The sequence below is a fragment of the Paenibacillus massiliensis 2301065 = DSM 16942 genome, assembly GCF_000377505.1.
GTDB classification, from domain to species: Bacteria; Bacillota; Bacilli; order Paenibacillales; family Paenibacillaceae; genus Paenibacillus; species Paenibacillus massiliensis.
On record NZ_KB898204.1, the window covers coordinates 10,960 to 35,818 of the forward strand.

At 49.9% G+C, this 24,859-nt stretch carries 16 protein-coding genes; 3 read left to right on the plus strand and 13 right to left on the minus strand.

The features are described from left to right. Positions 1-49 precede the first annotated feature (49 nt). Entirely contained in the window at positions 50-4,315 is a 4,266-nt protein-coding gene (locus tag D328_RS0125520) for an S-layer homology domain-containing protein (RefSeq protein WP_018887886.1), read from the plus strand. A gap of 170 nt (positions 4,316-4,485) precedes the next feature. On the opposite strand, the gene D328_RS0125525 is transcribed toward D328_RS0125520, so the two are convergent. The 6 genes from D328_RS0125525 to D328_RS0125550 all read right to left on the minus strand — a co-directional run bounded on the left by D328_RS0125525 (position 4,486) and on the right by D328_RS0125550 (position 12,316). Next, positions 4,486-5,817, minus strand: coding sequence for a glycoside hydrolase family 32 protein (locus tag D328_RS0125525; RefSeq protein WP_018887887.1), 1,332 nt, complete (start codon positions 5,815-5,817; stop codon positions 4,486-4,488). Positions 5,818-5,985: 168 nt separating this feature from the next. Beyond that, a complete protein-coding gene (locus D328_RS0125530) occupies positions 5,986-6,828 on the minus strand; it encodes a carbohydrate ABC transporter permease (protein ID WP_018887888.1) in 843 nt (280 codons plus the stop codon). A 39-nt stretch (positions 6,829-6,867) separates the two neighbouring features. After that, positions 6,868-7,746: a carbohydrate ABC transporter permease gene (locus D328_RS0125535; RefSeq protein WP_018887889.1), complete on the minus strand. Its 879-nt coding sequence runs from the start codon at positions 7,744-7,746 to the stop codon at positions 6,868-6,870. 76 nt (positions 7,747-7,822) lie between these two features. Beyond that, complete coding sequence (locus D328_RS0125540) at positions 7,823-9,133, minus strand: ABC transporter substrate-binding protein (RefSeq protein WP_018887890.1); 1,311 nt, start codon at positions 9,131-9,133, stop codon at positions 7,823-7,825. Between the two features lie 272 nt (positions 9,134-9,405). Next, positions 9,406-10,512, minus strand: coding sequence for a response regulator transcription factor (locus D328_RS0125545; RefSeq protein WP_018887891.1), 1,107 nt, complete (start codon positions 10,510-10,512; stop codon positions 9,406-9,408). Continuing rightward, positions 10,505-12,316 carry a sensor histidine kinase gene (locus tag D328_RS0125550; protein WP_018887892.1) on the minus strand — a complete coding sequence of 604 codons (1,812 nt, stop codon included), beginning with the start codon at positions 12,314-12,316 and terminating at the stop codon, positions 10,505-10,507. Before D328_RS0125550 ends, D328_RS0125545 begins: the two co-directional genes overlap by 8 nt. 179 nt (positions 12,317-12,495) lie before the next feature. On the opposite strand from D328_RS0125550, the gene D328_RS0125555 reads away from it, so the two are divergent. Both D328_RS0125555 and D328_RS0125560 read left to right on the plus strand, forming a co-directional pair. Further along, entirely contained in the window at positions 12,496-13,509 is a 1,014-nt protein-coding gene (locus D328_RS0125555; RefSeq protein ID WP_018887893.1) for a LacI family DNA-binding transcriptional regulator, read from the plus strand. A 121-nt stretch (positions 13,510-13,630) separates the two neighbouring features. Beyond that, positions 13,631-15,898 (plus strand): alpha-galactosidase, encoded by a 2,268-nt coding sequence (locus D328_RS0125560; RefSeq protein ID WP_018887894.1) that lies wholly within the window; start codon positions 13,631-13,633, stop codon positions 15,896-15,898. A 205-nt stretch (positions 15,899-16,103) separates the two neighbouring features. On the opposite strand, the gene D328_RS0125565 is transcribed toward D328_RS0125560, so the two are convergent. From D328_RS0125565 to D328_RS0125595, 7 genes are all read right to left on the minus strand, one after another. After that, positions 16,104-17,342, minus strand: coding sequence for an MFS transporter (locus tag D328_RS0125565; RefSeq protein WP_018887895.1), 1,239 nt, complete (start codon positions 17,340-17,342; stop codon positions 16,104-16,106). A 264-nt stretch (positions 17,343-17,606) separates the two neighbouring features. Further along, a complete protein-coding gene (locus D328_RS0125570) occupies positions 17,607-18,731 on the minus strand; it encodes a stalk domain-containing protein (protein ID WP_018887896.1) in 1,125 nt (374 codons plus the stop codon). Between the two features lie 269 nt (positions 18,732-19,000). Beyond that, the gene (locus D328_RS0125575) at positions 19,001-20,131 is read right to left on the minus strand and encodes a TolB family protein (RefSeq protein WP_018887897.1); all 1,131 of its coding nucleotides are present in this window, start codon (positions 20,129-20,131) and stop codon (positions 19,001-19,003) included. A 408-nt stretch (positions 20,132-20,539) separates the two neighbouring features. Next, positions 20,540-22,090 carry a sensor histidine kinase gene (locus D328_RS0125580; RefSeq protein ID WP_018887898.1) on the minus strand — a complete coding sequence of 517 codons (1,551 nt, stop codon included), beginning with the start codon at positions 22,088-22,090 and terminating at the stop codon, positions 20,540-20,542. After that, positions 22,087-22,782: a response regulator transcription factor gene (locus D328_RS0125585; RefSeq protein WP_018887899.1), complete on the minus strand. Its 696-nt coding sequence runs from the start codon at positions 22,780-22,782 to the stop codon at positions 22,087-22,089. The genes D328_RS0125580 and D328_RS0125585 overlap by 4 nt, the downstream gene beginning before the upstream one ends. A gap of 359 nt (positions 22,783-23,141) precedes the next feature. Continuing rightward, positions 23,142-24,101, minus strand: a complete 960-nt coding sequence (locus D328_RS0125590; RefSeq protein ID WP_018887900.1) for an SDR family NAD(P)-dependent oxidoreductase — start codon at positions 24,099-24,101, stop codon at positions 23,142-23,144. 226 nt (positions 24,102-24,327) lie between these two features. Beyond that, positions 24,328-24,855, minus strand: a complete 528-nt coding sequence (locus D328_RS0125595; RefSeq protein ID WP_018887901.1) for a TetR/AcrR family transcriptional regulator — start codon at positions 24,853-24,855, stop codon at positions 24,328-24,330. Between the last annotated feature and the right edge of the window lie 4 nt (positions 24,856-24,859).

A 24,859-nucleotide genomic window follows, 5' to 3' on the forward strand; every position in this document is an offset into this window, starting at 1 on the left:
ATGGCTACTGGCTATGAATTATGCTTCACATCAATTAAAGGGGGATTCAATGAACAAGCTAGACTTCAGCAAACGGGTATTAAGGCCGATCGGATTGATGATGCTATGTGCAATCTTGTCGATCTCATGCTTGCAGCCTGCCTATGCCGCTCCGCCACCAGCTCCTAATGTAACAATTGGCGAGGAGCAAATTATCATAAACGGATATCCCGACGGGGCCACCATAACCGTGTATACAGCAGATGGGCAGGTGTACCGTACACACTCAAATCTCCCGGCTTATAGTACCTTATTTGTCCCTGCATTGCCTGATTCACGACAGTATTATGTAACACAAACTGTAAACGGCGAAGAAAGCCCCCCTTCCAGTTACGTCAATCCTCCCTTACGTGCACCTGTTGTTACTCCCGGGGTAGAGTACATTGAAGTGTCCAATGTGTCAGGCTCCGCGAGTCTGCGGCTATTCAATGCCACCACAGGCCAAGAGGTCACCGCGAACGCCATGTATCAGGGCGGCAATGTATACCGACTGATCAATGTCGTCCCACATAGCGATCTTTACTATGTCACGCAGACGATGAACGGAACCACTAGCTCGAATTCAAGCTCCGTTACACCATCACTGCGCGTGCTGACAGCAACGGGCGGCTCGGGTCATGTAGGTGTCTCCAATGTGTATCCAGGTGCTACGGTGAGACTCCATCGAAATGACGGGATGATCATTGCGTCCAATCCTACTGCGCTGGGCGGTGGTGCATACCGCTTTGAATTCATTACACAAGGCACGGGGTACTATGTAACCCAGACGATCAACGGCATTACCAGCGCAGACTCCAGTAGAGTTGACGTGACAGAATATTTCCCGGATGCTCCTGCAGTGACTGGCGGAGATGAGTCTATCACCGTCAGCCAGTATGTATCTGGCGCAACACTCAAGCTGTATACTACCACAGGTATCCTCAAATGGACTATTCTGAATGTACCCGGCTTAAGCTATACCATTAGAGATGTGCTGCCTGATCCGGACCAATACTATGTCACTCAGACCGTGAGCGGCAAGGAAAGCGTCAATTCCAGCTTCGTTAACCCAACACTGCGCACCCCTGTTGTTACTGCTGGATTAGAGTACATTGATATCTCCAACGTATCCGATCGTACAGAGCTCAAGCTGTTCAATGCTTCGACTGGGCAACCGGTACCTGCTAACGTAGAGTTCCAAGGCAATGGTGTGTATCGTCTCGTTGACGTTGCACCGCATAGTGACTACTATTACGTCATGCAATCGATTCATAGCATCAGCAGTAGCAATTCTACCTTCGTTACACCATCGCTACGGGTACCAAGTGTGACTGGTGGCGGGGAATTTGTGGATGTGTCCAATGTGTATCCAGGGGCTGGCGTGAGACTCCATCGTAATGATGGAACCATCATTGCGACGAACCCAACCGATCAAGGCGGTGGTGTATACCGCTTCGAATCCGTCGCATCGGGCACTGGATACTATGCAACCCAGATCATTAACGGCATCCATAGCGCAAGCTCTAATGCTGTTGTTGTCACTGACAATACACCCGTGGCTCCCGTAGCAACTGGTGACGAGGAAGCTATCACGGTTACTCATTTTGTATCCGGTGCAATACTCAAGCTGTACACCACAACAGGCGTCCTGAAAGGGACTTATCCGAATATCACGGATTCAAGCTATACCATTACGGATGTGCTGCCTGATCCTGATCAATACTATGTCACCCAGACCGTAAATGGTAGGGAGAGCCTCAACTCCAGCTTTATTAACTCAACATTGCGTACTCCTGTAGCTACCGCTGGAATCGAGTACATTGATGTCTCCAACGTATCCGATCGTACAGAGCTCAAGCTCTACAATGCTTCCACAGGGCAATCTGTCGCTGCTAACGTAGAGTCCCGGGGTCATGGTGTGTATCGTCTGATTAACGTTGTACCGCATAGCGACTACTACTATGTCACTCAATCCATTGATGGCATCAGCAGTAGCAATTCCACTTTCGTTACACCATCGCTACGGGTGCCAAGTGCGACTGGTGGACTGAAATCGGTAGACGTTACAAATATCTATCCAGATGCCACCGTACATCTGCATCGACAGGATGGAACGATCGTCGCTTCGAATCCAACTGATCTGGGGGGCGGTGTGTACCGCTTCAATTCAGTTGCAGCCGGGACTGGTTATTATGTAACGCAGAGAATCAATGGAATTACTAGCTCCCACTCCAACCAAGTGGTCGTAACCGTCCATATCCCTGGTGCTCCCTTGGCTATTGGCGGCGAGGAATCGATTACAGTCAGTGAGTACACACCTGGTGCAACTCTGAAGCTGTACACTGGAGCTGGTGTTCTGCAAGGTATCTATTCCAGTGTAACGGGATCGGTCTATACGCTTGACGACATCCTGCCTCATCCTGATTATTACTACATGACCCAGACTCTGGATGGTGAGGAAAGCGTCAATTCCAGCTTCTTCAATCCGTTATTACGTACTCCGCTGGTTACAGCAGGTGTCGAGTATATCGATGTCAGCAACGTGTCTGCGCAAGCGGCCTTGAAGCTGTATGATGCGGCGAACCATAACGTGGTCTCCAGCACCTATTCGGATCTCGGGAATGGTAAATACCGCTTTGAGCATGTCGTGCCACAGTCAGAGTTCTATTATGTAACCCAGTCCGTCTATGGGATTGAGAGCATCAATTCGGTCTTCGTCAATCCTGTTCTTCGCACACCTGTTGCAACAGGCGGGAGAAATACCGTTGAAGTCACAAATGTGTACCCTGGTGCTACACTGAGATTGTACCGAGCATCCTCCCAAGAGGCGCTTGCCATGCAGCCTACAGAGCAGGAAAATAGCACTTATCGCTTTAGTAACATTTCATCCAGGGGCAGCTACTATGTAGTTCAGATGATCAATGGCGTTGCAAGCCCTCAGTCCAATGCCGTTAATGTAACTACTAGGTCAAGTAGCTCATCGGACATGGATAGTGGCAACAATAGCGGATCGTCTGTACCTCCGGTCCAAACACCAGTGACTCCGCCAGTAGACACCTCTAAGCTGGTGAATGTGTTGGTGAACGGGCAGATTCTAAAGGCTGGTGTCTTAACAACCAGTACGCAAAATGGTCAGACGGTTCATTCCATTCAAATGGATCGGGAGCTGATCCGCAGCGTATTGAATGACCAACCGCAAGGAGCTACGGTAACTGTACCATTTACAGACCTGCCGACTGGTGATGCATTCGTCGCGAACTTCGACGGCGATCTGATGCGTGAAATGCAGCAGGCGTCCACCCTATTGTCTGTCCAGACAACAAGTGGGCACTATACTGTATCCGCACAGCAAATCCAGCTGCGATCGCCTAGCTCGAATGACATGTCCAACGTGGACGTTCAGATCAGAGTGACGGCGGCTTCAACTGTTCAGAGCGAAGCAGCAGATCGTGCGGCCACAGCAAATCAGTTGGAACGCCTGACTCCACCTGTACAGTTCGACATCACTGAGGTAAGCGACGGTCGTTCAATAGCCATTGACCGCTACTCCACCTACGTGGAAGGATTGGTTCCAATACCGGAGGATGTGCAACCGGATCGTATCACCACGGCAGTCGCTGTGGACCCTGACGGTTCCGTGCGTCATGTACCGACTCGGATCGTTAATGTAGATGGCCGCTGGTATGCTTCGATCAAGAGTCTTAGCAACAGCAGTTATATGCTCGTCCGACAGGAGCAGACCTTCACGGATATTTCAGGCAGCTGGGCACGAAGCTCCATTGAAAATATGGGCAATCGACTGATTGTGTCTGGTACGGGAGCTGGACAGTTCCAGCCGCAGCGTGCAATCACCCGGGCAGAGTTCGCCTCCATCCTGTCGAAGGGCCTTGGACTAGAACCAGCTGATGACAAGGCAGACTTTGCGGATGTATCTGCTGACTCCTGGTACAACGGATCCGTCTCCGCTGCTGTGGATTCTGGCTTGATTACAGGCTTCACGGATGGCACCTTCCGTCCAGGGCAGAGCATCACCCGCGCAGAGGCCATGGTCATGCTGTCTCGGGCAATGACACTCACGGGACTGTCTGGCAGTGCTTCTGGAGACAGTACTGCTGTCCAGCAGTTCACTGATGCAGATCGCGTCCCTGACTGGGCTCGTGAGGCAGCAGCCTCCAGTGTTCAGGCTGGCCTGATCACTGGACTGAGCGGTAATCGTCTGGCCCCGGAGCAGGTCGTCACTCGCGCAGAGATCGCTACGATTCTGGAGCGCTTGCTTCGTGAGTCTGGCCTGATCTGACAGTAAAGCTCATCAGATAGCCTACAGCAATACAAAAACACCCGGCATTGCGTTAAGGGAAAGATGCTCTACAACCGAGCATTTCCCGCCCGCAATTGCCGGGTTTTGTTATGCTTGCCAATGCCTTTGCTTAAGACTACGCTAAAAGTCATGCTGTATGCTGCCCTGCTCTACTGTACACTCACAGATAATTCTACTGTGCTAGTGAGTCCACCCTGTAGATCATACACAATGTTACTAACTACATATCTTCCCTCATCAACGAAAGTCTCGATGATATCCGCATCCACGAAGATATCGAGCTTACAGCTTGCGTCCAACTCAGGGGTCTTGAATTGCATATCATAGCCCTTCAGCTCTCCGAACACCTCTGATCGATTCGTATGTAGTACACCATCCTGTAGCCAAATTCTATACCCTCCGATACAGACTTCATCCCCGTTGTGGAGTGTGGCTTGAAGATAGTAGGGCTTTGTGAAATCCAGCTGCTCCAGTTGCTCTAGCTTGCTAGAGAAGCTGTCCAGCACCTGTGGGTGGGGACGAAAATAAATATGGTCCTCCACCACTTCTATTACTCTTGGCAGACACATCATCCCAATCCACGGCTCTGCTCCTGTCCGCTGGACCTTGCTCGGCATACGCATCCAGGCGATAAGGACTCGTCTACCTTCCGCATCGAGATTCGTCTGTGGCGCATAGAGGTCGAGGCCATAATCGACCAACTGATAGGTATCCGGGATAGCCAGTTGCGCACCTTCCTCCTGAAATGAAACCAGGCTGCAGATGGCATGGCTCGTATAGAATCTCCCTTGTGGCACCCCTTCTAGTGACATCAGCAGGATCGAATGCTCCGTCCCATCTGAATCCGTCAGCTTGAACAGATCAGGACATTCCCACATATAGCCCAGCCCCGGCTTCGAATAGCTGCTCACATATTGCCATTGCAGCAGATCGTCGCTTTTATAGAACAACAGCTTCCCCTGTCCAGCTGCCTTCGAACCCAGCACCATATAATACCCGTCCTGCCCCTTCCAGACCTTCGGATCTCTCGTATGCGCACGGTCACCGAGCTCCGGGTCGGTAATGGGAGGTACCACAAGATGTTTCTGTTGGAAGTTATCAAAGCTAATTCCATCCTCGGAGATTAGCAGAGCTTGGCTCGATTCGAACTGCTCATCTACAATCCGGTGTATATTGTCGTCATCAAACAACTCATATCTGACACCTGTATAGTACAAATGCAGCTTCCCCTCCACCTCCAGCGCAGTGCCTGAGAAACAGCCATTTTGATCATAGCCCTTGCTGGGAAAAAGCGCGACGCCTTGATGCTCCCAGTGCACCAGATCCCTACTCACTGCATGTCCCCAGTGCATGGTGCCCCACATCGTACCATAAGGGAAGTACTGATAGAATAAATGATACACGCCCTTGTAGTAGATGAAGCCATTCGGGTCGTTGATCCAATGACCTGGTGCTCTGAGATGAAGCAGATCCGTCTTCAATTACCGTTCCTCCTTGACGTCAAAAGATTATAGTATCACGAGTTATCATCTAATTTTGATCCTCATTCATTAGAACAGCAAGCGCTAGTCGTCGTCGACAGCGCTCCCCGCTTGCAGCAGTTCTACCTCACAAGTGATCTGATTAAGGTACCCTTACACCATCTCCAATTAGCCCTTAACTGCCGAGCCTACTGTCATCGCACGCTCAACCTGGTCACTCAGGAGGAGATAGACGAGTACCATCGGCAGAGACGCGATCGTCATGACCGCTCCCATAGCTCCCCAATCTGTACTGTAGGAGCCCTGGAAGAATAATAGACCCAGCGGTAGTGTCTTCATGTTCTCATCCGAGATCAGAATATATGCCAGGGTAAATTCGTTCCAGTTGTTCAGGAATTGGAAAATAGCTACGGTAGCAATGGCTGGAAGTGCGAGCGGTACAACGATACTGAGGAATAGCCGATAAATGCTGGCCCCGTCCATACAAGCTGCTTCCTCAATCTCCTTCGGAATTCCCATCAGAAAGCCATAGAACACCATAGTAGAAAATGGCAGACCAATAGCTACATAAGGCAGAATCAAGGCTCCATAGGTATTGGTCAGGTGAAAATCACGAACTAGCAGTGCAAGTGGGATCATGATGACCTGCAACGGCATGAACATCCCGATAATCATGTACATTCGCGCCAGTGAATTGAAGCGCCATTTCATGCGGGCCACGGCAAAAGCAAACATCAGAGCCATGAGCATAATCAGCAGGGTGGATATTGTCGATACCACGAAGCTGTTCATGAAATAGCGTGGAATATTGAATTGCTGCCAGGCATTGATATAGTTCTCAAATCGAAAGGTCGTCGGGAATCCAAACGGATTGGTTACGAATATCTCATCATTGTTCTTCAATGAATAGGAAATCATCCAGAATAGCGGGTAGATGGATACGATCACATACAGCCACAGCGGTAGCTGTAAGACAAATTGTCCGATTTTGCGCACAGCCGTTATACTCATTTTGTTCTCCTTTATATCTCAAGTTGCATTCGTGGCGAATCAGGCGTGTTGCCCACGATCAAATACCTTGTTAATGATGACGGTAGCAAGCAGCGAGATCGCTACTAGCACTACGGATACAGCACATGCATAGCCATAGTTGCTTTCCATGAAGGCATAGCGATAGATCATGTAGGTAAGGGTGTAGTTAATCGTACCTGGACCTCCACTGGTCATGATCAACATCTGCACGAATGCACCAATCCCTGAAGTAATCGCAATGATGAAACAGAACTTGAACGTCTCTCTCATCAAGGGCAGGGTGACGTAGAAATGTGCCTTCCATTTGCTACAGCCATCAATAGTGGCAGCCTCGAAGTAGTCCTCCGGGATGGATTTCACACCTGCATACAGGAGTGCGAATTGATAACCCATGAACTGCCAGGCATTGACGAACGCAATCGCAATAATAGATGCAGTCGGAGAAGTGAGCCAGTTCTGCTGGTACGGAATATTCAGCAGCGTGAACAGACGGTTAATGAGTCCGTTAGTCGGATCATACATCGCAATCCAAAGCTGACATACGACCGTAACTGACAGCACCACGGGAATAAAGTAAGCGGTCTTCAGGAATTTTCGACCACGAGTACGGGGGTCAGCGCAGATCAGGGCAAGAATCGTACCAAGTCCAATTTGGAAGACGATCAGGACAAGAGCGAAGATGCCCCCATTCTTCAACGAAGTGATGAGTAGTGGGTCATGGAACAGCTCAATATAGTTGCTGAGCCCTGCGAATTCGGGCGTGCTCAGCCCGTCCCAATCATAGAAGCTACGAAATACCGTCTGAAGTACGGGATATATCAGAACAACGCTATAGATCAGCAGTGCTGGCAGCAAAAACAGAGTCAATGCTGTCTTGTTACCTAAATATTTATTCATGTGTTCCTTCCACCCCTTTTGTCTGTCAGAGCAACCCCTGATGATGAATCACCAAGGGCTGCCGGGTTCCTAGTTGTTAGTTCTCTTTATCCAATACACGGTTCAGACTTTCGACGAATTCCTCCGGCGTGTAGCTATCCACCATGAGATACTGCGTGCCGTCATTGATGGCATTTGTAATAGCCGTATTGCTCAGTAGCTGTGCGTAATTCTCTGCATTTGGCAGAAGCTCTGTTGCTACGCGCTGCATCATCGCAGGTACATCCGAAGCGATCGGCAGGTCAACCTTAGGGGATACGATCGGGCTACCTAGCTGTGTGTAACGATACTCAGCAGACTTGGCTGCCAGGAACGCAGCGACCTCGACCGCTGTATCCTTGTTCTTGCTGCCAGGGTATACGGCATAGCCTTGCGGAGCTCCCGCCCCATTGATGAAATACTTGGATTGCTCATAAGTAGCCTCATCCTTGGCTGGCCAGTACATCCAGTCGACCTGATCTCCCAGCTTCTCCTGCGAGCTATAGATCTCCCACTGACCATTTACGAACATGGCAGCTTTGCCTTGATAGAACAAGGAGGACGCCTGATCATAGTTGGTATTCGTTGCATTCGCATCGAATAATCCCGCTTGCTGCAGCTGCTTCATCTGCTGAGCAGCCGTCACGAAAGCCTCAGGCAGCTGCTTCAAGCCCTCCTGACCGATTGCACCAAAGCCCTGCGGCTGCTCCCGGGTCACGAGACCGTTATAGAAGGCGGTCGTGATCCACTTTTCTTTTGCAAATATGGACATCGGTACAAAGCCAGCAGCCTTCAGCTTCTGTGCAGCCTCTGCCATCTGATCAATGGTCTTGATCGGTGTCTGGATGCCAGCCTGTTCGAAGATCGCTTTGTTGTAGTAGATGATCTGGAACTCAATTCCCGTATCGGGATACGCGTAGACATGATTATCCGGCGCCACCAGACGGGATTCTACGCCTGGATTCAGGTTCTGCTTGAATTCGGTGGTAGCTTCATAGTCATCCAGTAACTCAACATTTTTGGATTTTGCCATCGTCTGCAGTGTCGACCAATCTGTAAAATAGATATCAGGCATATTGCCCGTTGCCGCATAAGTCTTCAGCTTTTGATAGCCATCCTGTACCGCAGCGTCCAGCTCAATCTCTACATTCGGCATTTCCTCTTTAAGCTTCTCCACCGCATAGTCGAACGGCTTGGACGTATCATCATCAAAATGCTGCGCATACACCTTCAATTTGATTGTCCCATCACCAGATGGATTGGATGCTTCCGAGGAAGAGGATTCCATTCCCCCACAAGCAGCCAAGACCAATGACATTGTAAGCGTTAGCAATACAGCCTTCAATCGTTTGTGACTCTGTGCTTTCATTTCATTGCCCCCTTGTGCAGCTCTCTATTGACTGCGTTTTCATTGCTGTAGCTATAGTATAGTCAACACCTACATGGTTCTTTAAGGCACAAAACGGGCGCTATCTGTAAAAAACGGGACAAATCCCCGTAGAGCGTTTACGAATTTCACGAAACTCACGTTTTTCCCTGAAATGAAGAGCAGCCACCCTTCATGACGAGGAATAGCTGCTCTATATGATCGCAATTTGATATGAGCTAATTTTAATAAAAGTCCAACCGTTCATTCTGTAGCTATCGCTTCTTGAGCTGCTCATATTCCGTCGGCGTCATGCCGAAGCATTTTTTGAAGGATTTGCTGAAATAATTCGGGTCACTATAGCCGACGCTTTCGGCGATTTCGTACAGCTTGCGGTTACCCTCCAGCATGAGCTCCTTGGCCTTCTTCATACGAATATGTGTAATATGATCGACGATAGAGAAGCCGGATTCCTTGCGGAAGACACGCCGCAGATAGCTGGGATCGACGAATACGCCACCGGATACCTGCTCTGCAGACAGGTCTGGATCGGAATAATGCTCCTGAATGTACTGGATGGCCGCAGCGAACAGATTCGCAGCCTTCGTTGGACGGATCTGCTCCATTAGTCGAATCAGCCGATGGTATAGCGATGCCAACCATTCCTCGGCGGCCTCCCAGCTTCCAAGCCTTCGCAAGTAATCGTAGGGTGAGACCGCATCCCCGTTATCCCATAGCTGATCATAGCCTATGCCCCGTTCACTGGCAAAGGTCAGAGCCAGAGATACGATTCCCATCAGTGTCGCATCCGCATGCTCGTCTCCCCACTCATACATTCGGAGCTGCCGCACCGCCCTACGGACCTCCTCCAGACACTCGCTGTCCTTCATGATCAGGCCGAGGACGACCGCATCGCGCAAGCTGCCAAGATCGGGCGGCACAGCCCGAGCGCCACCACTAGCTCCCATCGACTCATTAGCTTCGCTGCGCTGCTCTACTGTCGGCAACTTTGGCAGATCCGGTGCAATCCGTGTCAACATCGCGCTCATCTCTTCTGCATTAAACGGCTTAAGCAAATAATCCTTAACGCCTGTGCGCACCGCCTTCTGCAAATATTCGAACTCGTTATGCCCGGAAATGAATACAATTGCCATCCGGTCGAACCGGACCTTCAGCCGCTGCGCTAGTTCGATCCCATCCATGAAGGGCATATTAATATCGACCAGAGCCAGATGCGGCTTGTGCAGCTCTGCCTCCTGAAGTGCCTCTTGTCCATTTCTCGCCTCACAGCAGACCTGGAAGCCATGGCTTTCCCAGTCCATTTTCAGACGCAGAAAATCACGAAATAACGGTTCATCATCCACGATCATCACTTTATACATGCTGTGTCCCACTCCCCTTTTGCAGCATCGGCAAAGACAGCTCGACCCTGGTCCCTTCTCCAAGAGCGCTGTGCACCATAATTCCGTATTCCTCACCAAAATACAAATTCAATCGTTGCTGAACGCTATACGTGCCGATCGAACGTGCACCCTCCTCGAAGGAATCACGTGACATGATGGCTTCTACCTGTGCAGAGTCCATCCCTACACCGTTATCCTCCACCCGAATAATAACCTTGTCATCCTGATTGAAGGCGGATATACGGATGAACCCCTTGATTCCTTTGGCCTTCAGCCCATGATAAATCGCATTCTCTACCAGAGGCTGGAGAGATAGCTTCGGAATCGGGGTACCCGCCAGTTCAGATGGAATATCAATCTCGTAGCGGAATACATCTGGATAGCGAATCTGTAGAATCGTCAGATAGTCATCCGTCAGTTCTGTCTCCTTCTCTAGAATGATGAGCTCTCGTCCCTTATTCAGGGCCATCCGGTAAAAATCAGCCAACGCCTTGGTTGTATCTCTCGCTTCATCATGACGATCCAGCTCATTGAGCGCATAGATGGTATCCAGCGTGTTGTATAGAAAATGGGGCTTAATCTGTGCGCTCATCAAGGCGAGCTCAAATTCACGCTTGCGATTCTGCTCCTGCCTGACGGTATCAAGCAGCTCCCGTACCCGTCTGACCATATAGTTAAAGGCCTCGGCAATCGTACCGATCTCATCCTCGGAACGCACAGGCGCTACCGTATGAATATCTCCGTTCACTACCTTTCGCATCGCCCCGGTCACCTGCTCCAGCGGACTTACAACCATTCGGGACAGGAAGCTCGCGCCCAGCCAGGAGAGCACCAAGCAGAACAGGCCAATCGCTGCGGTCAAGCCAACATTTTTGCGCACATCGGCCATGAGCAGATTTAAAGACACGACATTCACGAGCTTCCAGTTCATCCGATCATAATCGACTACCGAAATCAGATTGCCTTCCTCCTGGAAAGAGCACGCTCCAGCGGGGGATTGATCGGCGCAGGACTGCATTGACGATGCCAGCTCAGAGCTAATGGGCTGCATTAGCTGGGCATTATCTTCAGCTACGACCACCTGATTGCCCCTATCGAGAAAATAGTAGGCTTTCGGCGTAGAAGCATCACTGGATTTCAGATATGCGGATAACCGCTCCTCCTTCACCAGCAGGAACAACGTACCGTACACTTCCCCGTTGTCGATGTGAATGACCGTCTTGCGGAGCGTCAGCATTGGGGAGCTCGGGTCCGGAGTCAGCAGGTCTCTGCGTTCCATCCCCATCCAGATTGCGCGTCCGTAGCTGTCCATCTCCTGACCACTATGCACTAGCTTACGGATCTGCTCGGCATCCCCTTTCTCATCATAGGAGGCATATATATATCCGCTGCTATCGACGAATACAGCCCCGTCTACCTCCTTGAAGATCGATACATCAATAGACAGACGGCTCTGCATGAGATTGGCAAAACGCGTCTGCTCAACCGTGGATGCTGGAGGCTTGCCATTCGATTCATACAAGCGGTTAATATTCGTCACCATAATATTCGCGGCAGTCTCTACACTGCTGAATATGTAATCGGTTCTGGACAGAATCAGTTGAGATTCATCCATGACATTGCTGGTCGTCCGCTCAATCAGGGAGCGGCTGAAGATTTGGCTCGATCCGACACCAAGAATAACCAAGGATAGTATGATCAAGGGTAGAAACAAGGCGATTACCTTACTCTTGAAGCGTAGTCGCCCGAACCATTTTTGTGCCCAAGACAAGAACTTGTACATGATTTGCCCCCGCAATTCGAAGAATATTCATCATGTTAACACAACTTCTTCACTGAGGAGTAGATAGAAATTGAGGGAAAGTCGGGAAGATGTAAGCGGTTGTTGAAATCGTTTGTAGAGTGTGATAGGCTTAAAGCGTGTTTTTAGTAAATTTATTAACTAAAAAGGTGTGAGCGCAGTTGGCAACGATCAAGGACATTGCCCGGCAAGCCGGCGTATCCGCCGCAACCGTGTCCAGAGTGCTTAATAATGATCTGTCTCTGTCCGTGAGCGAGGATACCCGGAGTAATATATTCGCCATTGCGGAACAGCTTCAATATAAGCCCAAACGACTTGGGCAGCTCAAGCGGAACATGCAGCGTGCTGGCAAAACAGTCTCACTGTTGCTCTGGTGCTCCATTGAGGAGGAACGTGACGATCCTTATTATGCTTCCATTCGACGCGGCATCGAGATCCGCTGTGAGGAGCTTGGACTGACTCTGGGTCAGACCCTGCGGGGGCGCCACTCCATTGCTCAATTGCAGCCTGCTGACGGACTGATCGTCGTCGGTGGTGTCGATCCGGAAGAGATTACCCCCCTGCCTGTCACCAAGGAAGCGATTGTCTTGGTCGATCAGTATCAGGAGCTACTGGATTATGACACGGTACGGGTACACTTTCGCCAGGCTGTCGATCAAGCACTGGGCCATCTGGTTGAGCTTGGACATCGCAGCATCGCCTTCGTAGGTGGCGAGAGTAACGGAGAACGACGGGCTCACTACTTCAAGAAACTTTTGCAGGAGCGAGGTCTCTATAACCCTGACTTCGTTCGTGTGGGTGCTTGGAGCAGTGCTGACGGGTACCGCATGATGAATGACCTGCTGACAGGAGCCGAGCGGCCTACTGCGGTCTTCGCCGCCAGTGATCCACTGGCCGTCGGTGTACTGCGTGCCCTACACGGACATGGGCTTCAGGTGCCACAGGACATGGCTGTCGTCGGCTTCGATGACATCGAGATGGCTGCTTACCTGCAGCCTGCACTCACCACTATTCGGGCGTATCCTGAGCAAATGGGTCGATCTGCTGTCCAGCTACTCTCCGAGCGACTGGAAGGGCGGGAGGCCCCCGCACATAGCGTCATCGGGACCAAGCTCATCGTTCGGGAAAGCTCAGGCACTAGCACTGGCTTAGAGTCAGATGCAAATTCTCAATGAATGAAGTGTAGCTTAATTAAACGGATGTCGTTTCCAACTTCAAAACGTAATGATACGAATGTTCGGTACGAATGTAATGATGGCGTCACAACCAGACTATAAAAAATCGGGAGTGAATCTGATGAATATTTATGTAGACGAGACACTAGGCTTATTCCATTTACAATCTAAGGACAGCAGCTATCTGTTCCAGATCATCGAAGGCTACCCTGCCCATCTGTATTGGGGCGCACAATTGAATCATGACACGAGTCTGGCCCACATTGTAGAGCTGCGTGAGCGTTGCTCCTTCTCGCCGAATCCGGTGCCTGCGAACCGCAACATCTCGCTCGACACGCTTCCCCAGGAGTATCCGCAGTATGGCACCAGTGACTTCCGCCAGCCTGCTTATCAAGTGAAGCTTGCGGATGGCAGCAGAATTACCGAGCTGAAATACAGCGGCTATCGGATTGAAGCGGGCAAACCCAAGCTGACTGGACTTCCTGCGGTCTATACGGAAGCAGATGAGGAAGCTACAACGCTCTATCTGGAGCTTAAGGATGATTATTCTGGCCTCAAGGTAACTTTGCTATACACCGTTTTTGCCAATCATAGCGCGATTACACGCTCGACTTTCTTCGAGTACAAGGGTAATGGGTCAATTCAGCTGGATGAGGCTATGAGCGCATCCATTGATTTCAGCGATTCCCAGTACGAGGCTCTCTACCTGCCAGGTGCGTGGGTACGTGAGCGTCATATTCAGCGGAGAGAGCTCGGTCCTGGCGCGCTGCGTCTGGAGAGCCGTCGCGGCTCCAGCAGCCATCAGATGAATCCCTTCCTGGCCTTGCTCCGTCCAGACGCCACCGAAGATGTCGGTGACGTATACGGTTTCAGCCTTGTGTACAGCGGCAACTTTGTCGCCCAAGCCGAAGTCGAGCAATTTGGTCAGACACGGGTGAGCATTGGTATCAATCCATTTGATTTCTCATGGCAGCTTACTTCTGGAGAGTCCTTCCAGACGCCTGAGGTTGTAATGGTCTATTCTGACCAAGGCCTGGGTGGCATGTCCCGCACCTATCACCGCCTGTATCGGACTCGCCTGTGCCGCGGTAACCACAGAGACGAAGTACGTCCGATTCTGATCAACAACTGGGAAGCGACCTACTTCAATTTTGATGCTGACAAGATCGAAGCGATTGCCGAGGCAGCAAGCCCACTTGGCATTGAGCTCTTCGTTCTGGACGACGGTTGGTTCGGCAAACGCGACAATGATGACAGTTCCCTTGGAGACTGGTTCGAGGATCGGCGCAAGCTGCCGGGAGGTCTTGCTGATCTTGCCAAACGTGTCAACGACAAGGGCATGCAGTTCGGCTTATGGGTAGAGCCTGAGATGGTCTCTCCAGAAAGTGAGCTGTACCGCCAGCATCCAGACTGGTGCCTGCACGCTGAAGGCCGTCGTCGTACGGAAGGCCGCTCCCAGCTCGTGCTCGATCTGTCGCGGAAGGACGTAATTGATTATCTGTACGATACGCTAAGCGCTGTCTTCTCATCGGCCCCAATCACCTATGTGAAGTGGGATATGAACCGCAACATGACAGAAGTCACCTCGGCGTCTGCCTCCCGTGAGCATCAGAAGGAGACGGCACACCGTTATATGCTTGGACTGTATGATCTGCTGGAGCGTCTGACCACCAGCTTCCCGCATATTCTGTTCGAAAGCTGCTCCGGTGGTGGTGGACGCTTTGACCCAGGGATGCTGTACTATATGCCACAGACCTGGACGAGCGATGACACCGATGCGATTGAGCGTCTCGCAATCCAGTACGGCACGAGCATCGTATATCCAGCCAGTACGATGGGGGCGCATGTATCCAACGTACCGAACCATCAGGTGCACCGTATCACCTCCCTTACGATGCGCGGCGACGTCGCCATGAGCGGTAACTTCGGCTACGAGCTTGATCTGACCGCACTGTCTGCTGAGGACCAGGCTCTGGCTGCAAGACAGGTTGCCCAATACAAGGAGATTCGTTCTCTCGTACAGCAGGGCGATATGCACCGTCTTCTAAGCCCGTTCGAGGGACGTGGCAATACAGCGTGGATGTTCGTGAATGAGGACCAATCGGAGGCATTCGTGGCCTTCTTCCGTGTACTGGCCGAGGCCAACGGGCCGATCCGTCGCCTGACGCTCAAGGGACTGGACCCGAACAAGAAATATCGTCTTGAATCCGGTGTAGCGCATATTCCTGCTGATTCCGCTACTGATGCTGGTAGCGAGACTGCTACATTTACTGAAGCTTTTGGTGGACAGAGCTTTGGCGGCGATCAGCTGATGCGAATTGGTCTGGTCACTTCCGATCTCCAAGGCGACTTCGCCAGCCTGACCTTCCGTCTGCGCGCTGTAGAGTAATAGAATTCGAGACTTCTACAATGTCTAGAAGAAAGTGAAGTCAGATGAAGTTAGTACAGAAGTAGCTGAATTGAATCTGATTAGCAATATGAACAAAAAGCGGCCCGTTAAAGAGGATTTCTCGTCTCGATAACGGGCTGCTTCTGTTGTTGTACTAAAGCCTATATTTATTTTGATAGAGCCTCATTGTATATAATAAGCTTTCTTAGAACGTTTCTTTGCCGGGTATCTTAGTGGCAGACTCCGCTGAATGGCTCTCTCTTGCTGATCTGGAATGATACAACAAGATAAATACCGGTACAATCGCTATTAAGCCACAGATTATCCATGACAAACGAATAGGTGCTTGATCTGATGACAGGTCTGAGAAATTACGGCTGATGATTCCTGTGACAATAAGTCCAATACACATTCCCAACTGTGAAATGGCCGAATCCAGAGATAGCAGAGTAGAGCGGTACTCATTACTGATTCTTTTATTCAAGAAGATTTGCTTAGCTGCCGGGTACATTCCCCGCCCTACTTCGTAAATCAGGAAGGTCACTAATACCGGGTAAAATGTATTAAACACTCCCGCTGCAAATAACCATATGCCCAACATCAGGCACGAAAAAATAAGAATGGTAACATCCTGATACTTCCGATACAAACGCTGGACCAAAAGACTGCCTAACGTCATACACAATGAATAGCCTGCTTTAATCATCCCCATAATCCAGACCCCTTCTCCAGACAGAGCAACCAATCGTGGTTGTTGAAAGGTATTCCCTGCTGAATTAGAGAAGCTGATGAACAGACCAATGAGGAAGACGATCCAAATAGCCTTATTGCTCATCCCTATGTGGATGCTTTCTTTAACGATATCTGTAAGCTTAAGGCTGCTTTGCCGACGTTTCTCCACATGATGCTCTATCATAAAACCCACAACCAGAATAAAAGCTACTACAATTGAAATCATGCTGATAAACCACGGAAGTGCATAACTGTAACTGGCTAATGCAGCACCGAGTAATCCACAAAGGATACCCGAGATATATCGTATGCTATTAGCATTCGTGAATAGTGTTTCTATCGGACGATCACTGTGCTCAACCACCCAGGATTCCAGCGAGCCTGACTGTAAGCAAATAGCCAATCCTCCAAAAACCTGCGCGATCATCAGCAGCCACATATCCTCGGACATTACGAACAATACACTGTAGATCATAAAACACACTAGCCCTAACAGCATAGATACCTTACGGCCGTACTTATCCGCTATCGCACCTGTAGGTACTTCTAACAAGAACACGCTTAGAAATAAAATCACAAGTAAGTAATTAGCCATCTCTAAAGACAAACCCTTGAAAAGAAGAAATAGAATTAATGTCGTCCCTGTAATTTCACTCATAAAAAATTGCAAAAAGCTGATGGAATAGAACAATTTGTGAGCTTGGATTTTCATAGCTTTCCTCTTTCAAACGATTTCAATATCAAACAAACGATTACAATATCAAAAAATATCGTAGTACAATCCATGGAATTATTATGTAATATATGTTATATGTTCTATCACTAATCATCCAAAAAATACATCCAATAAACACTTCCTAAAGCTCCATATAGCTAGGGCTCCTTGCACTCTCGATATCCTTTCACATGAAAAAGGAGCTGTCTGGACAGCCCCCATTACATATCAAGCTTTTCTCGATTCAATTGTTGCTTCGTCTTATTTCAACTTGGCCACGCCTACGGCGATCTGCTCCAGCTGTGCCTGATTAAGCTTATGGTCCGGGGAGCTAAGCGTCACGTAACGATCATCCAACTCGAAGGTAAGCATGGCTGTATCGCTCGGCGTGTACCATTTAGCTTTCACACCATTGGAAAGCGTCACATTCTTGCCATCATATTCGTAGGAGTAGTCTCGTGGTGAGATACTTACATTCATATGCTGAAAGAGGAAGGTCACGCCGTCTCCGCCGGCGGCTGCCTTTTGGAACGTGTCTCCTTTTGCCATCTGCATAGGTGCATACGCTGTTTTGAAGCCGTCAAATTTTGCAAACTCCGCCTTAATGGCCTTGCGCTGAGCCTCTGTATACTTTAGTTCACTCAACTGCACCGCACCTGCCTGAGAGCTATTCACCTTCATTACATTCGCAGCTACCTTCTCCAGCTCTGCTTTACTCAGCTTACCATCCGGGGAGCTAAGCGTTACATAACGGTCATCCTGCTTCACGGTCAGCATAGCTGTATCGCTTGGGGTATACCATTTCCCTGTATGTCCGTTCGACAATGTCACTTCAGTACCTGTGTAGCCAGCGGAGTAATCCCGTGGAGATACGTTAACCGTCATTTGTGCGAAGATGAAGTTCACTCCATCATCCGTGGCGACTATTTTTTGCAGCACATCACCTTTCTTGATCAACTGTGGTGCATAGGCCGTCTCGAATCCGTCAAAGCCTGCGAAAGCCTTTTGAATGGCTTCCAGTTGGGCGGCTGTATAGCTCGGCTTCACCCATATGTCTGTCTGACCATTTCCAGGTACACCGCTCGTTGGTGCGCCAATCGTAATGACCCCTGTCTTGCTGTCGTAGGATACTGGCGCTTGCAATGCCTCCGATAGTGCACGAACAGGCAAATAGGTGGTGTCATTGTACATGATGGGTGCCAATGGTTTTCCGTTAGCGTCTTTTGGCTCGAATACAGAGCCCTTCACGTTGAAGCTGATCTTGTTATTCACGTACGCTTGAATCGTCTGGAGGTTGGTTCCAGCGTATACACCCGCTGCCCCTGTTAAGGTCATACCTACTACCATCATCGCTGTAATGGATTTCTTTACGTTGTTCTTCTTCATTTAATTAGCTCCTTTGTCTATGCCGCCAATGGCGGAAACCATGTGATTGTCATGCTGTAGCTTGTTATTCCTTCCTGATGAACTCAGTATAGAACCCCCATATCTCGAAAGCATATCCAGCTTGTATCGAACTTGTAACACTTATGCTGATGTATGAGCTTGTTTTTTGTATCTATTATTTACAAAAAAAAGAAGCCGCGCGGCGTAAAGGAATGCACCTGCACCCCAGCTCAGCCACAACAGCTTCAACTGCTCACTCGACCACTTACTCATTTAAAATCAATAATCTGCGTCATTGGCAGCCCATCCTGACCATCAATGGTCACACCAAGACGCGTACCAGACGGGTTCCAGCTCAATGGGAACTGTGGAAAATAATTCAGCCCGATCGGCGAGACCTTGCCAGAGTCCGAATCCAGAATATACACCCCGTTCATCCCCCTTGAATCCTCGGTATACAGAGCTGCCGCCAGCTTGGTGGAGTCTGGAGACCACGCGATGTAAGGAATCAGATCTCCCTTGGCAATCAATATACTCTCTGCACTACCATTGCCGTCGAACATGCGCAGCTCACTGCCCGCTTGCCCCGGTACAGGAGTCGTCTCTACAGCAAGATGCTTGCCATCCGGGGACAATTCAAAATTCACTACATTCTTCAACAGCTCGGTCGGTTGTGCAGTACCGGGTTGTATCCGCTTCAAGACTCTCTTGTTATCGGTATAATAAATCCGGTCCTGTCCTGCCCCAAAGGTCGTAAAGTTATCCAGCTCCGGGTCCTGAAGTGGCAATGGCGTAATCGTACCATCTACATGAATGGTGAGAATCGGGCCGGGCCCCTGCATCGAGCCTGCAGCAAGTACATAAGTGTCGTTGTTCAACCAACTCCCCTGCTCCAAATAGTTCTCTTCATGGAGTTCCGTAACTTGGCCTGTACTTCGGTTCTCGATAAAATTACGTGCAGTATATTTATCTTGCCATTGCTGGATGAAGCTATACTGACCATCTGGAGAAGCCTGCTCCTTGCGAACTATATTTGAATCTGCCTGGTCTGTAATCGCAGTCTGTTCATTGCTGTCCAGATTGACCTTCTGGGAGCTATATTCATATTTCGGCTCTTCTGTCGCTGTACCTGGCTTAAGCAGCTTGGTCAGGCTAATCTGCAGCTCATCATCGGATAACCACTGCTCAATATTGGCCCCCTCCAGCCGATGAATGGCTTTTACCACAATCCCCTGCTCTGGCTTCGGACCAGAGCCCTCCACAACCGTCAATTGCCCTTGTCCCTTGGGGGCATCCTGATCCGCTTGTCCCCATGGAGACTGAGCAGCTGCACATCCCATTAGCCCTGTCGTTAATGTTAGGGCCGCCCCCAGCTTGAGCAAGACAACTATGGATTTCATATGGATTTCCCCCTTTCTCCATCTCCAGGTTTCCTATTTCATGCTTCCTTAGTTCGTAGTCTTCATCACTTCACTTGCATCCTTCATCATGTCCAAAGGTACTCCTGCCCTAATATGCTTATTGTATCCAATACAATGCATTCTTCTGGCATGAAGCTACCTTCAATGCTGCCTTCTCATAGGCTGGCACTATCCTCAGTAAGTTGATACTTCCCTTAATAGATAAATATAAGTATAGAGCCGCTGCAAGCGGGGAGCCCTAGCCCTGTCGACCTCTGTTAAGCTTGCTGCTTCCTTCGATAATAATGGAGCGATGTCTCCAAACCATATCCAGCTTGTATCGAACTTGTAACAAGAAGCGTGCGCACAGCAACAGAACGCATCGACAAGGCGCAGCAAAGGGATACATTAATGGGCCTCTGGATCAAACGGAGGATCACCGGGTAAAGTAACCATGAAATGTGAGCCGTCAGGCCCGGAGGCAACCAGCCTCACTGATCCGTGCTGCTTCGCTGCCAGACTTCGCACCAAAGGAAGACCTAGTCCTGTCCCCCCGGTATCGCGGGAACGATCATCGCTCACGGTGTAAAATGGCTCGAAAATCCGCTCCTGTAGCTCCTGTGGTATCCCGATTCCTGTATCCTCGACCTCGATGATCACGCTTCGCTCGCCGGAGTCAGAGATCACTGAACGGTTGGACAGCTTGACCGTCCCGCCAGGCCGATTATATTTGATTCCGTTATCCAGCAAATTGACTACCATATGCATGACATTATCACGATCCACCCAGGCCGTATCCTCATTTAATGCCGAAGTCAGCAAGATTTCACGCTGCTCTGCCTTCATATGCAACCGATTCAACGCCTCCTCCAGCAAAGGCCGAATCTCCACTCGGGAAGCATTCGTCTCGAATTCGTAGACATCCATTGCAGATAGCTGCAATGCCTTCTCGACTAGCGCATAAAGCCGTTCTGCCTCCTTGCCAATCTGTGTACGTGCATGCTCCAGCAGAGCCGGATCATCGCTATACATGTCTAGCAGATCCGAATAAGCAACAATCGACGTCAACGGCGTCTTCAGTTCATGGCTGATATTCCCTATAAATTGCTTCTGCTGCTGCTCCAGCTCCTGTAGGCGGATAATGGCAGCAAGCAGCTTCTGCTTCTCCTCATTCAGTTCGCTGACATAGGAGGAGATCCGGCTGCTCATATCATAGATGCCTTGCGCCAGCTCACCTAGCTCGTCATTCCGCTGAGTTGGAGGCTCGCTCAAGTAACGACCCTGCCCAATATCTCGCGCAGCCTGATTCAGCCTGCCCAGTACATGCACCTGTCGCCAGACATACCCGTACCCGATCAGAAAGCCTGCCACCAGAACAGCCGCCCCGATCCCCATGAAGAGTTGCTTAATCTGGCTGTAAAAATCATTCTGCTCCTTGAGCGAATAATGAAACTGCACCGTGCCGAGCAGCTCATCCACATTGTATAACGGTGCCAGATACAGCAGCTGCTCACCCTGAGTTATATACGCTGACTGTCCTTGAGCTGTATGCCTGAGTGCGGCCTTCACATCCGTTAGCGGCTGAATCGGCAAGGATGTGCCTGCAAAGCTACCGTCCGGATCGTATAACGTCACCGCCATACCACTTTGCCCACCCAGATCCACAGCCAAACGCTGACCACTTTGCTCCATGAAAGCCTTCGGTGTTACGCGCTTGCCAGTCAGATAGGCCTCACGCACACGCAGATTTGCCGCATCCGCTTGGTGGGCCAGACTTTGCTCCATGCGGGTCCGTTGATCATCACGGATGCCCGCTAGCACCAGGATGCTGAGCAATAGAATGACGAAGGCTAGCAGCAGGGCCAGCAGCAGAGCAATCTTGCCTTTCAGGCCAATATGAAGCCATCTCCTACGCTGCAAACGTGATGAGGATGCTGAAGGATGGCCGGAGCCGCTCATGTAGGCAGCCTCTTGCTTTTATAGCCGATGCCGTATACGGTCTGAATGAGCTCCTGCTGCTCCCCAAGCTTTTTACGCAGACGCTGCACATGGATGTCTACGGTACGTGTGCCTCCAGCAAAGTCCATCTCCCATACTTGCTCCAGTAATGCCTCCCGTGTATACACCCGCTCGGGGTGCCCCGCGAGCAGAGTCAGCAGGTCGAACTCCTTCGGCGTCAGCTCCAGCTCCTGTCCAGCTACCTTTGCTGTACGACTCGGTACATCAATCCACAGCGTACCAAGCTCAATACGTCCCTCAACAGTCGCCTCTGATGCAAGAGGCTCTTGGCGGTGGCAACGTCTGGCCAAGGCTTTGACTCTGGCTATTAGCTCACGAATATCGAACGGCTTGGTCATATAATCATCCGCCCCCAGCTCAAGTCCCAGCACCTTATCAACAATGTCATTCTTGACCGTCAGCAGCATGACGGCTGGTCTATTGCTGTCATCCAGCCTTTTGCATACCTCATATCCGTTCAGCTTCGGCATCATCACATCCAGTACCATGACCTCCGGGTGGAAGGCGGCAACCTTTCTTAGTGCCTCCTCCCCGTCTGCAGCCGTCTCGACCGTGAAGCCTTCCCGACCTAGCGCGTAAGCAATGGCACTGGAGATACTAGCTTCATCATCTACGACAAGCACCTTGATCATGCACACTCCCCCTTTTGCTGGAATTTCGTTGAATGTATTTTTGAATACAAATATGCTGGATTAGTTACTGCTCCGTGTCCTTGCAACTCTGAATTTTTGAATCCTGCTTATAGTAGTGTCACTAACAGTACTATAATAATTCCCATAGAACAACGGAGCAAATCCGATGCACTCATGAATGAACAGCAAAAGACAGATGAACTGTCATCTGTCTTTTAGCTGTGTACCTTCAATTAAACGCCTTAATAACTTGGGAGCTTAATCATTAACGTCGTTCAATTTTCATGACAGTAGGGATTACTTCAGAAATGTTAACGGTGTATTTAATAGTGCATGCGATGTTAAGCTACCCCTTCTCTTCACGACAGCTTCTTCATCGCCTTAATGGTCGTCTCAATCCCGTGCTTGAACGAAGTCGCTGTAATCGGTCCAATGAGTCGCTCATATTTGCTGCCATCCAATACTACAGGCTCTTCAGTCAAATATAGCATTTCCACAATCTCACGGATGACCGGATTGAACATACCGATGAGACGCAGCGAAGCTCTCCGCAACGGAAGAACCAGCTTAGCTGCACCACTCGCCGCTTGAGCAATCCGCACCAGCTCCTGCCCCGAAATGACACCAGCCCCAGGTAGGTTCCAATCCTGACCGTAGGCTTCCTCTCTCCCAGCCAGTTCCACGATCATATGCGCAGCATCTGGCAAATAGATATACTCGCGTGCCACCTTCATATTGCCAATGAACATCGCAGGTCTGCCAGCAGCAATGCCCTCCATGGTCATCCCTAGATAGGAGGCCATGTTAGCTGATGGACCATAATAATCGGGCAGGCGGACGATGAGACGCTTCGTAGCGCCCCAACGGCTGTCGAAGATCAACCTTTCAAGTTGCAGCTTCACCTTCCCCTTCTTCGTATGCGGCTGCTTGGGATGATCCTCACGTACTCGAGGTGTGGTTGCTCTGCCATAAGGGTAAATGCCGTCTATGAATACGATACTTGTAGCCGCAATTCCAGCAGCCTCCATAACCGACTCGGCAAGTGGCAGCTGCCGTGTGTACATCTCATGATAGGGAACCGAAGCGCATTGGAACATGACATCCGCGCCCTGCGCCGCATTCACTACATCCTGTACCCGAAATACATCGCCCGTATAGCTCGTGAGATGGGCTGGACGCCCCAGTGATTCCAGCAGTCGATCCAATTTTTCAGCTGACCGCCCAAAAGCGACGGTAGGAATACCTTTGCGAATCAATTCTTGAACGATGGCCGTTCCTGTTCCTCCGGTAGCACCCAATACGACAGCTTTGTTCAACATCAACTCCACGCTCCTTAAAATAGTGTAACGAGGTTTATTTAGTGATTAATCACTCACTAAATGTGTAAAGAAAAACGTCACTATGACGTATTTCCCCAATAATAATATATGACACTCATAAGACCGTGATCAGTCATCAGCCCCTGAGCTTAATCTGTAATCCTTATTTCTTGTTTCTTAACGCTTAATGCTTATATCTTGATCTTTGATCCCTAATCTTCGATCCCTAATCTTCGATCTTCATCAGCTCCGGCATATCTAGAGACATGGAAATATTGCAAAGCATACCACGGGCCAGAAATAGCATCGTTCGTTCCGCAGGCTGAGCAATTCCGGCCTTCACGAATGCATCATAGACCATGCTCCTGACTTGATTGAATCCCTCTCGCATGACCTCTACAATCGGAGCATCTGTAATCGTCTGAGCCTGCATCTGCAATAAAATTTCATTGCGATGCTCGTGCATAATCTGTGCATAGGCCGAAATCAGCTCCTGCTCCAGTCGTTCTGACGACACGGTCTCAATGACCTGACTGAACGACTCTTCAACCCGTGCCCAAGATGCCTTCAGGGCTGCGAGCAGCAATAATTCCTTCGTGGCGAAAAATTTGAACACATATGGCTGGGATATCTGGGCCCGTTCCGCTACCTTGGCCGTAGTAGCACGATAATAGCCTAACTCTGCAAAGACTTCAATCGCAGCAGCTATGATTTCCGACTGTCGATTCACCGAGACCGTTGATCGCTTGGTCATAGAT

What these genes read in the sequence shown, in the direction of transcription:
- D328_RS0125535 (WP_018887889.1), bottom strand. Translation starts at nt 7,746, where the DNA reads ATGAATAAATATTTAGGTAACAAGACAGCATTGACTCTGTTTTTGCTG.
- D328_RS0125580 (WP_018887898.1), bottom strand. Translation starts at nt 22,090, where the DNA reads ATGAGCGGCTCCGGCCATCCTTCAGCATCCTCATCACGTTTGCAGCGT.
- D328_RS0125595 (WP_018887901.1), bottom strand. Translation starts at nt 24,855, where the DNA reads ATGACCAAGCGATCAACGGTCTCGGTGAATCGACAGTCGGAAATCATA.
- D328_RS0125590 (WP_018887900.1), bottom strand. Translation starts at nt 24,101, where the DNA reads ATGTTGAACAAAGCTGTCGTATTGGGTGCTACCGGAGGAACAGGAACG.
- D328_RS0125545 (WP_018887891.1), bottom strand. Translation starts at nt 10,512, where the DNA reads ATGTATAAAGTGATGATCGTGGATGATGAACCGTTATTTCGTGATTTT.
- D328_RS0125565 (WP_018887895.1), bottom strand. Translation starts at nt 17,342, where the DNA reads ATGAAAATCCAAGCTCACAAATTGTTCTATTCCATCAGCTTTTTGCAA.
- D328_RS0125560 (WP_018887894.1), top strand. Translation starts at nt 13,631, where the DNA reads ATGAATATTTATGTAGACGAGACACTAGGCTTATTCCATTTACAATCT.
- D328_RS0125550 (WP_018887892.1), bottom strand. Translation starts at nt 12,316, where the DNA reads ATGTACAAGTTCTTGTCTTGGGCACAAAAATGGTTCGGGCGACTACGC.
- D328_RS0125540 (WP_018887890.1), bottom strand. Translation starts at nt 9,133, where the DNA reads ATGAAAGCACAGAGTCACAAACGATTGAAGGCTGTATTGCTAACGCTT.
- D328_RS0125570 (WP_018887896.1), bottom strand. Translation starts at nt 18,731, where the DNA reads ATGAAGAAGAACAACGTAAAGAAATCCATTACAGCGATGATGGTAGTA.
- D328_RS0125575 (WP_018887897.1), bottom strand. Translation starts at nt 20,131, where the DNA reads ATGAAATCCATAGTTGTCTTGCTCAAGCTGGGGGCGGCCCTAACATTA.
- D328_RS0125585 (WP_018887899.1), bottom strand. Translation starts at nt 22,782, where the DNA reads ATGATCAAGGTGCTTGTCGTAGATGATGAAGCTAGTATCTCCAGTGCC.
- D328_RS0125530 (WP_018887888.1), bottom strand. Translation starts at nt 6,828, where the DNA reads ATGAGTATAACGGCTGTGCGCAAAATCGGACAATTTGTCTTACAGCTA.
- D328_RS0125520 (WP_018887886.1), top strand. Translation starts at nt 50, where the DNA reads ATGAACAAGCTAGACTTCAGCAAACGGGTATTAAGGCCGATCGGATTG.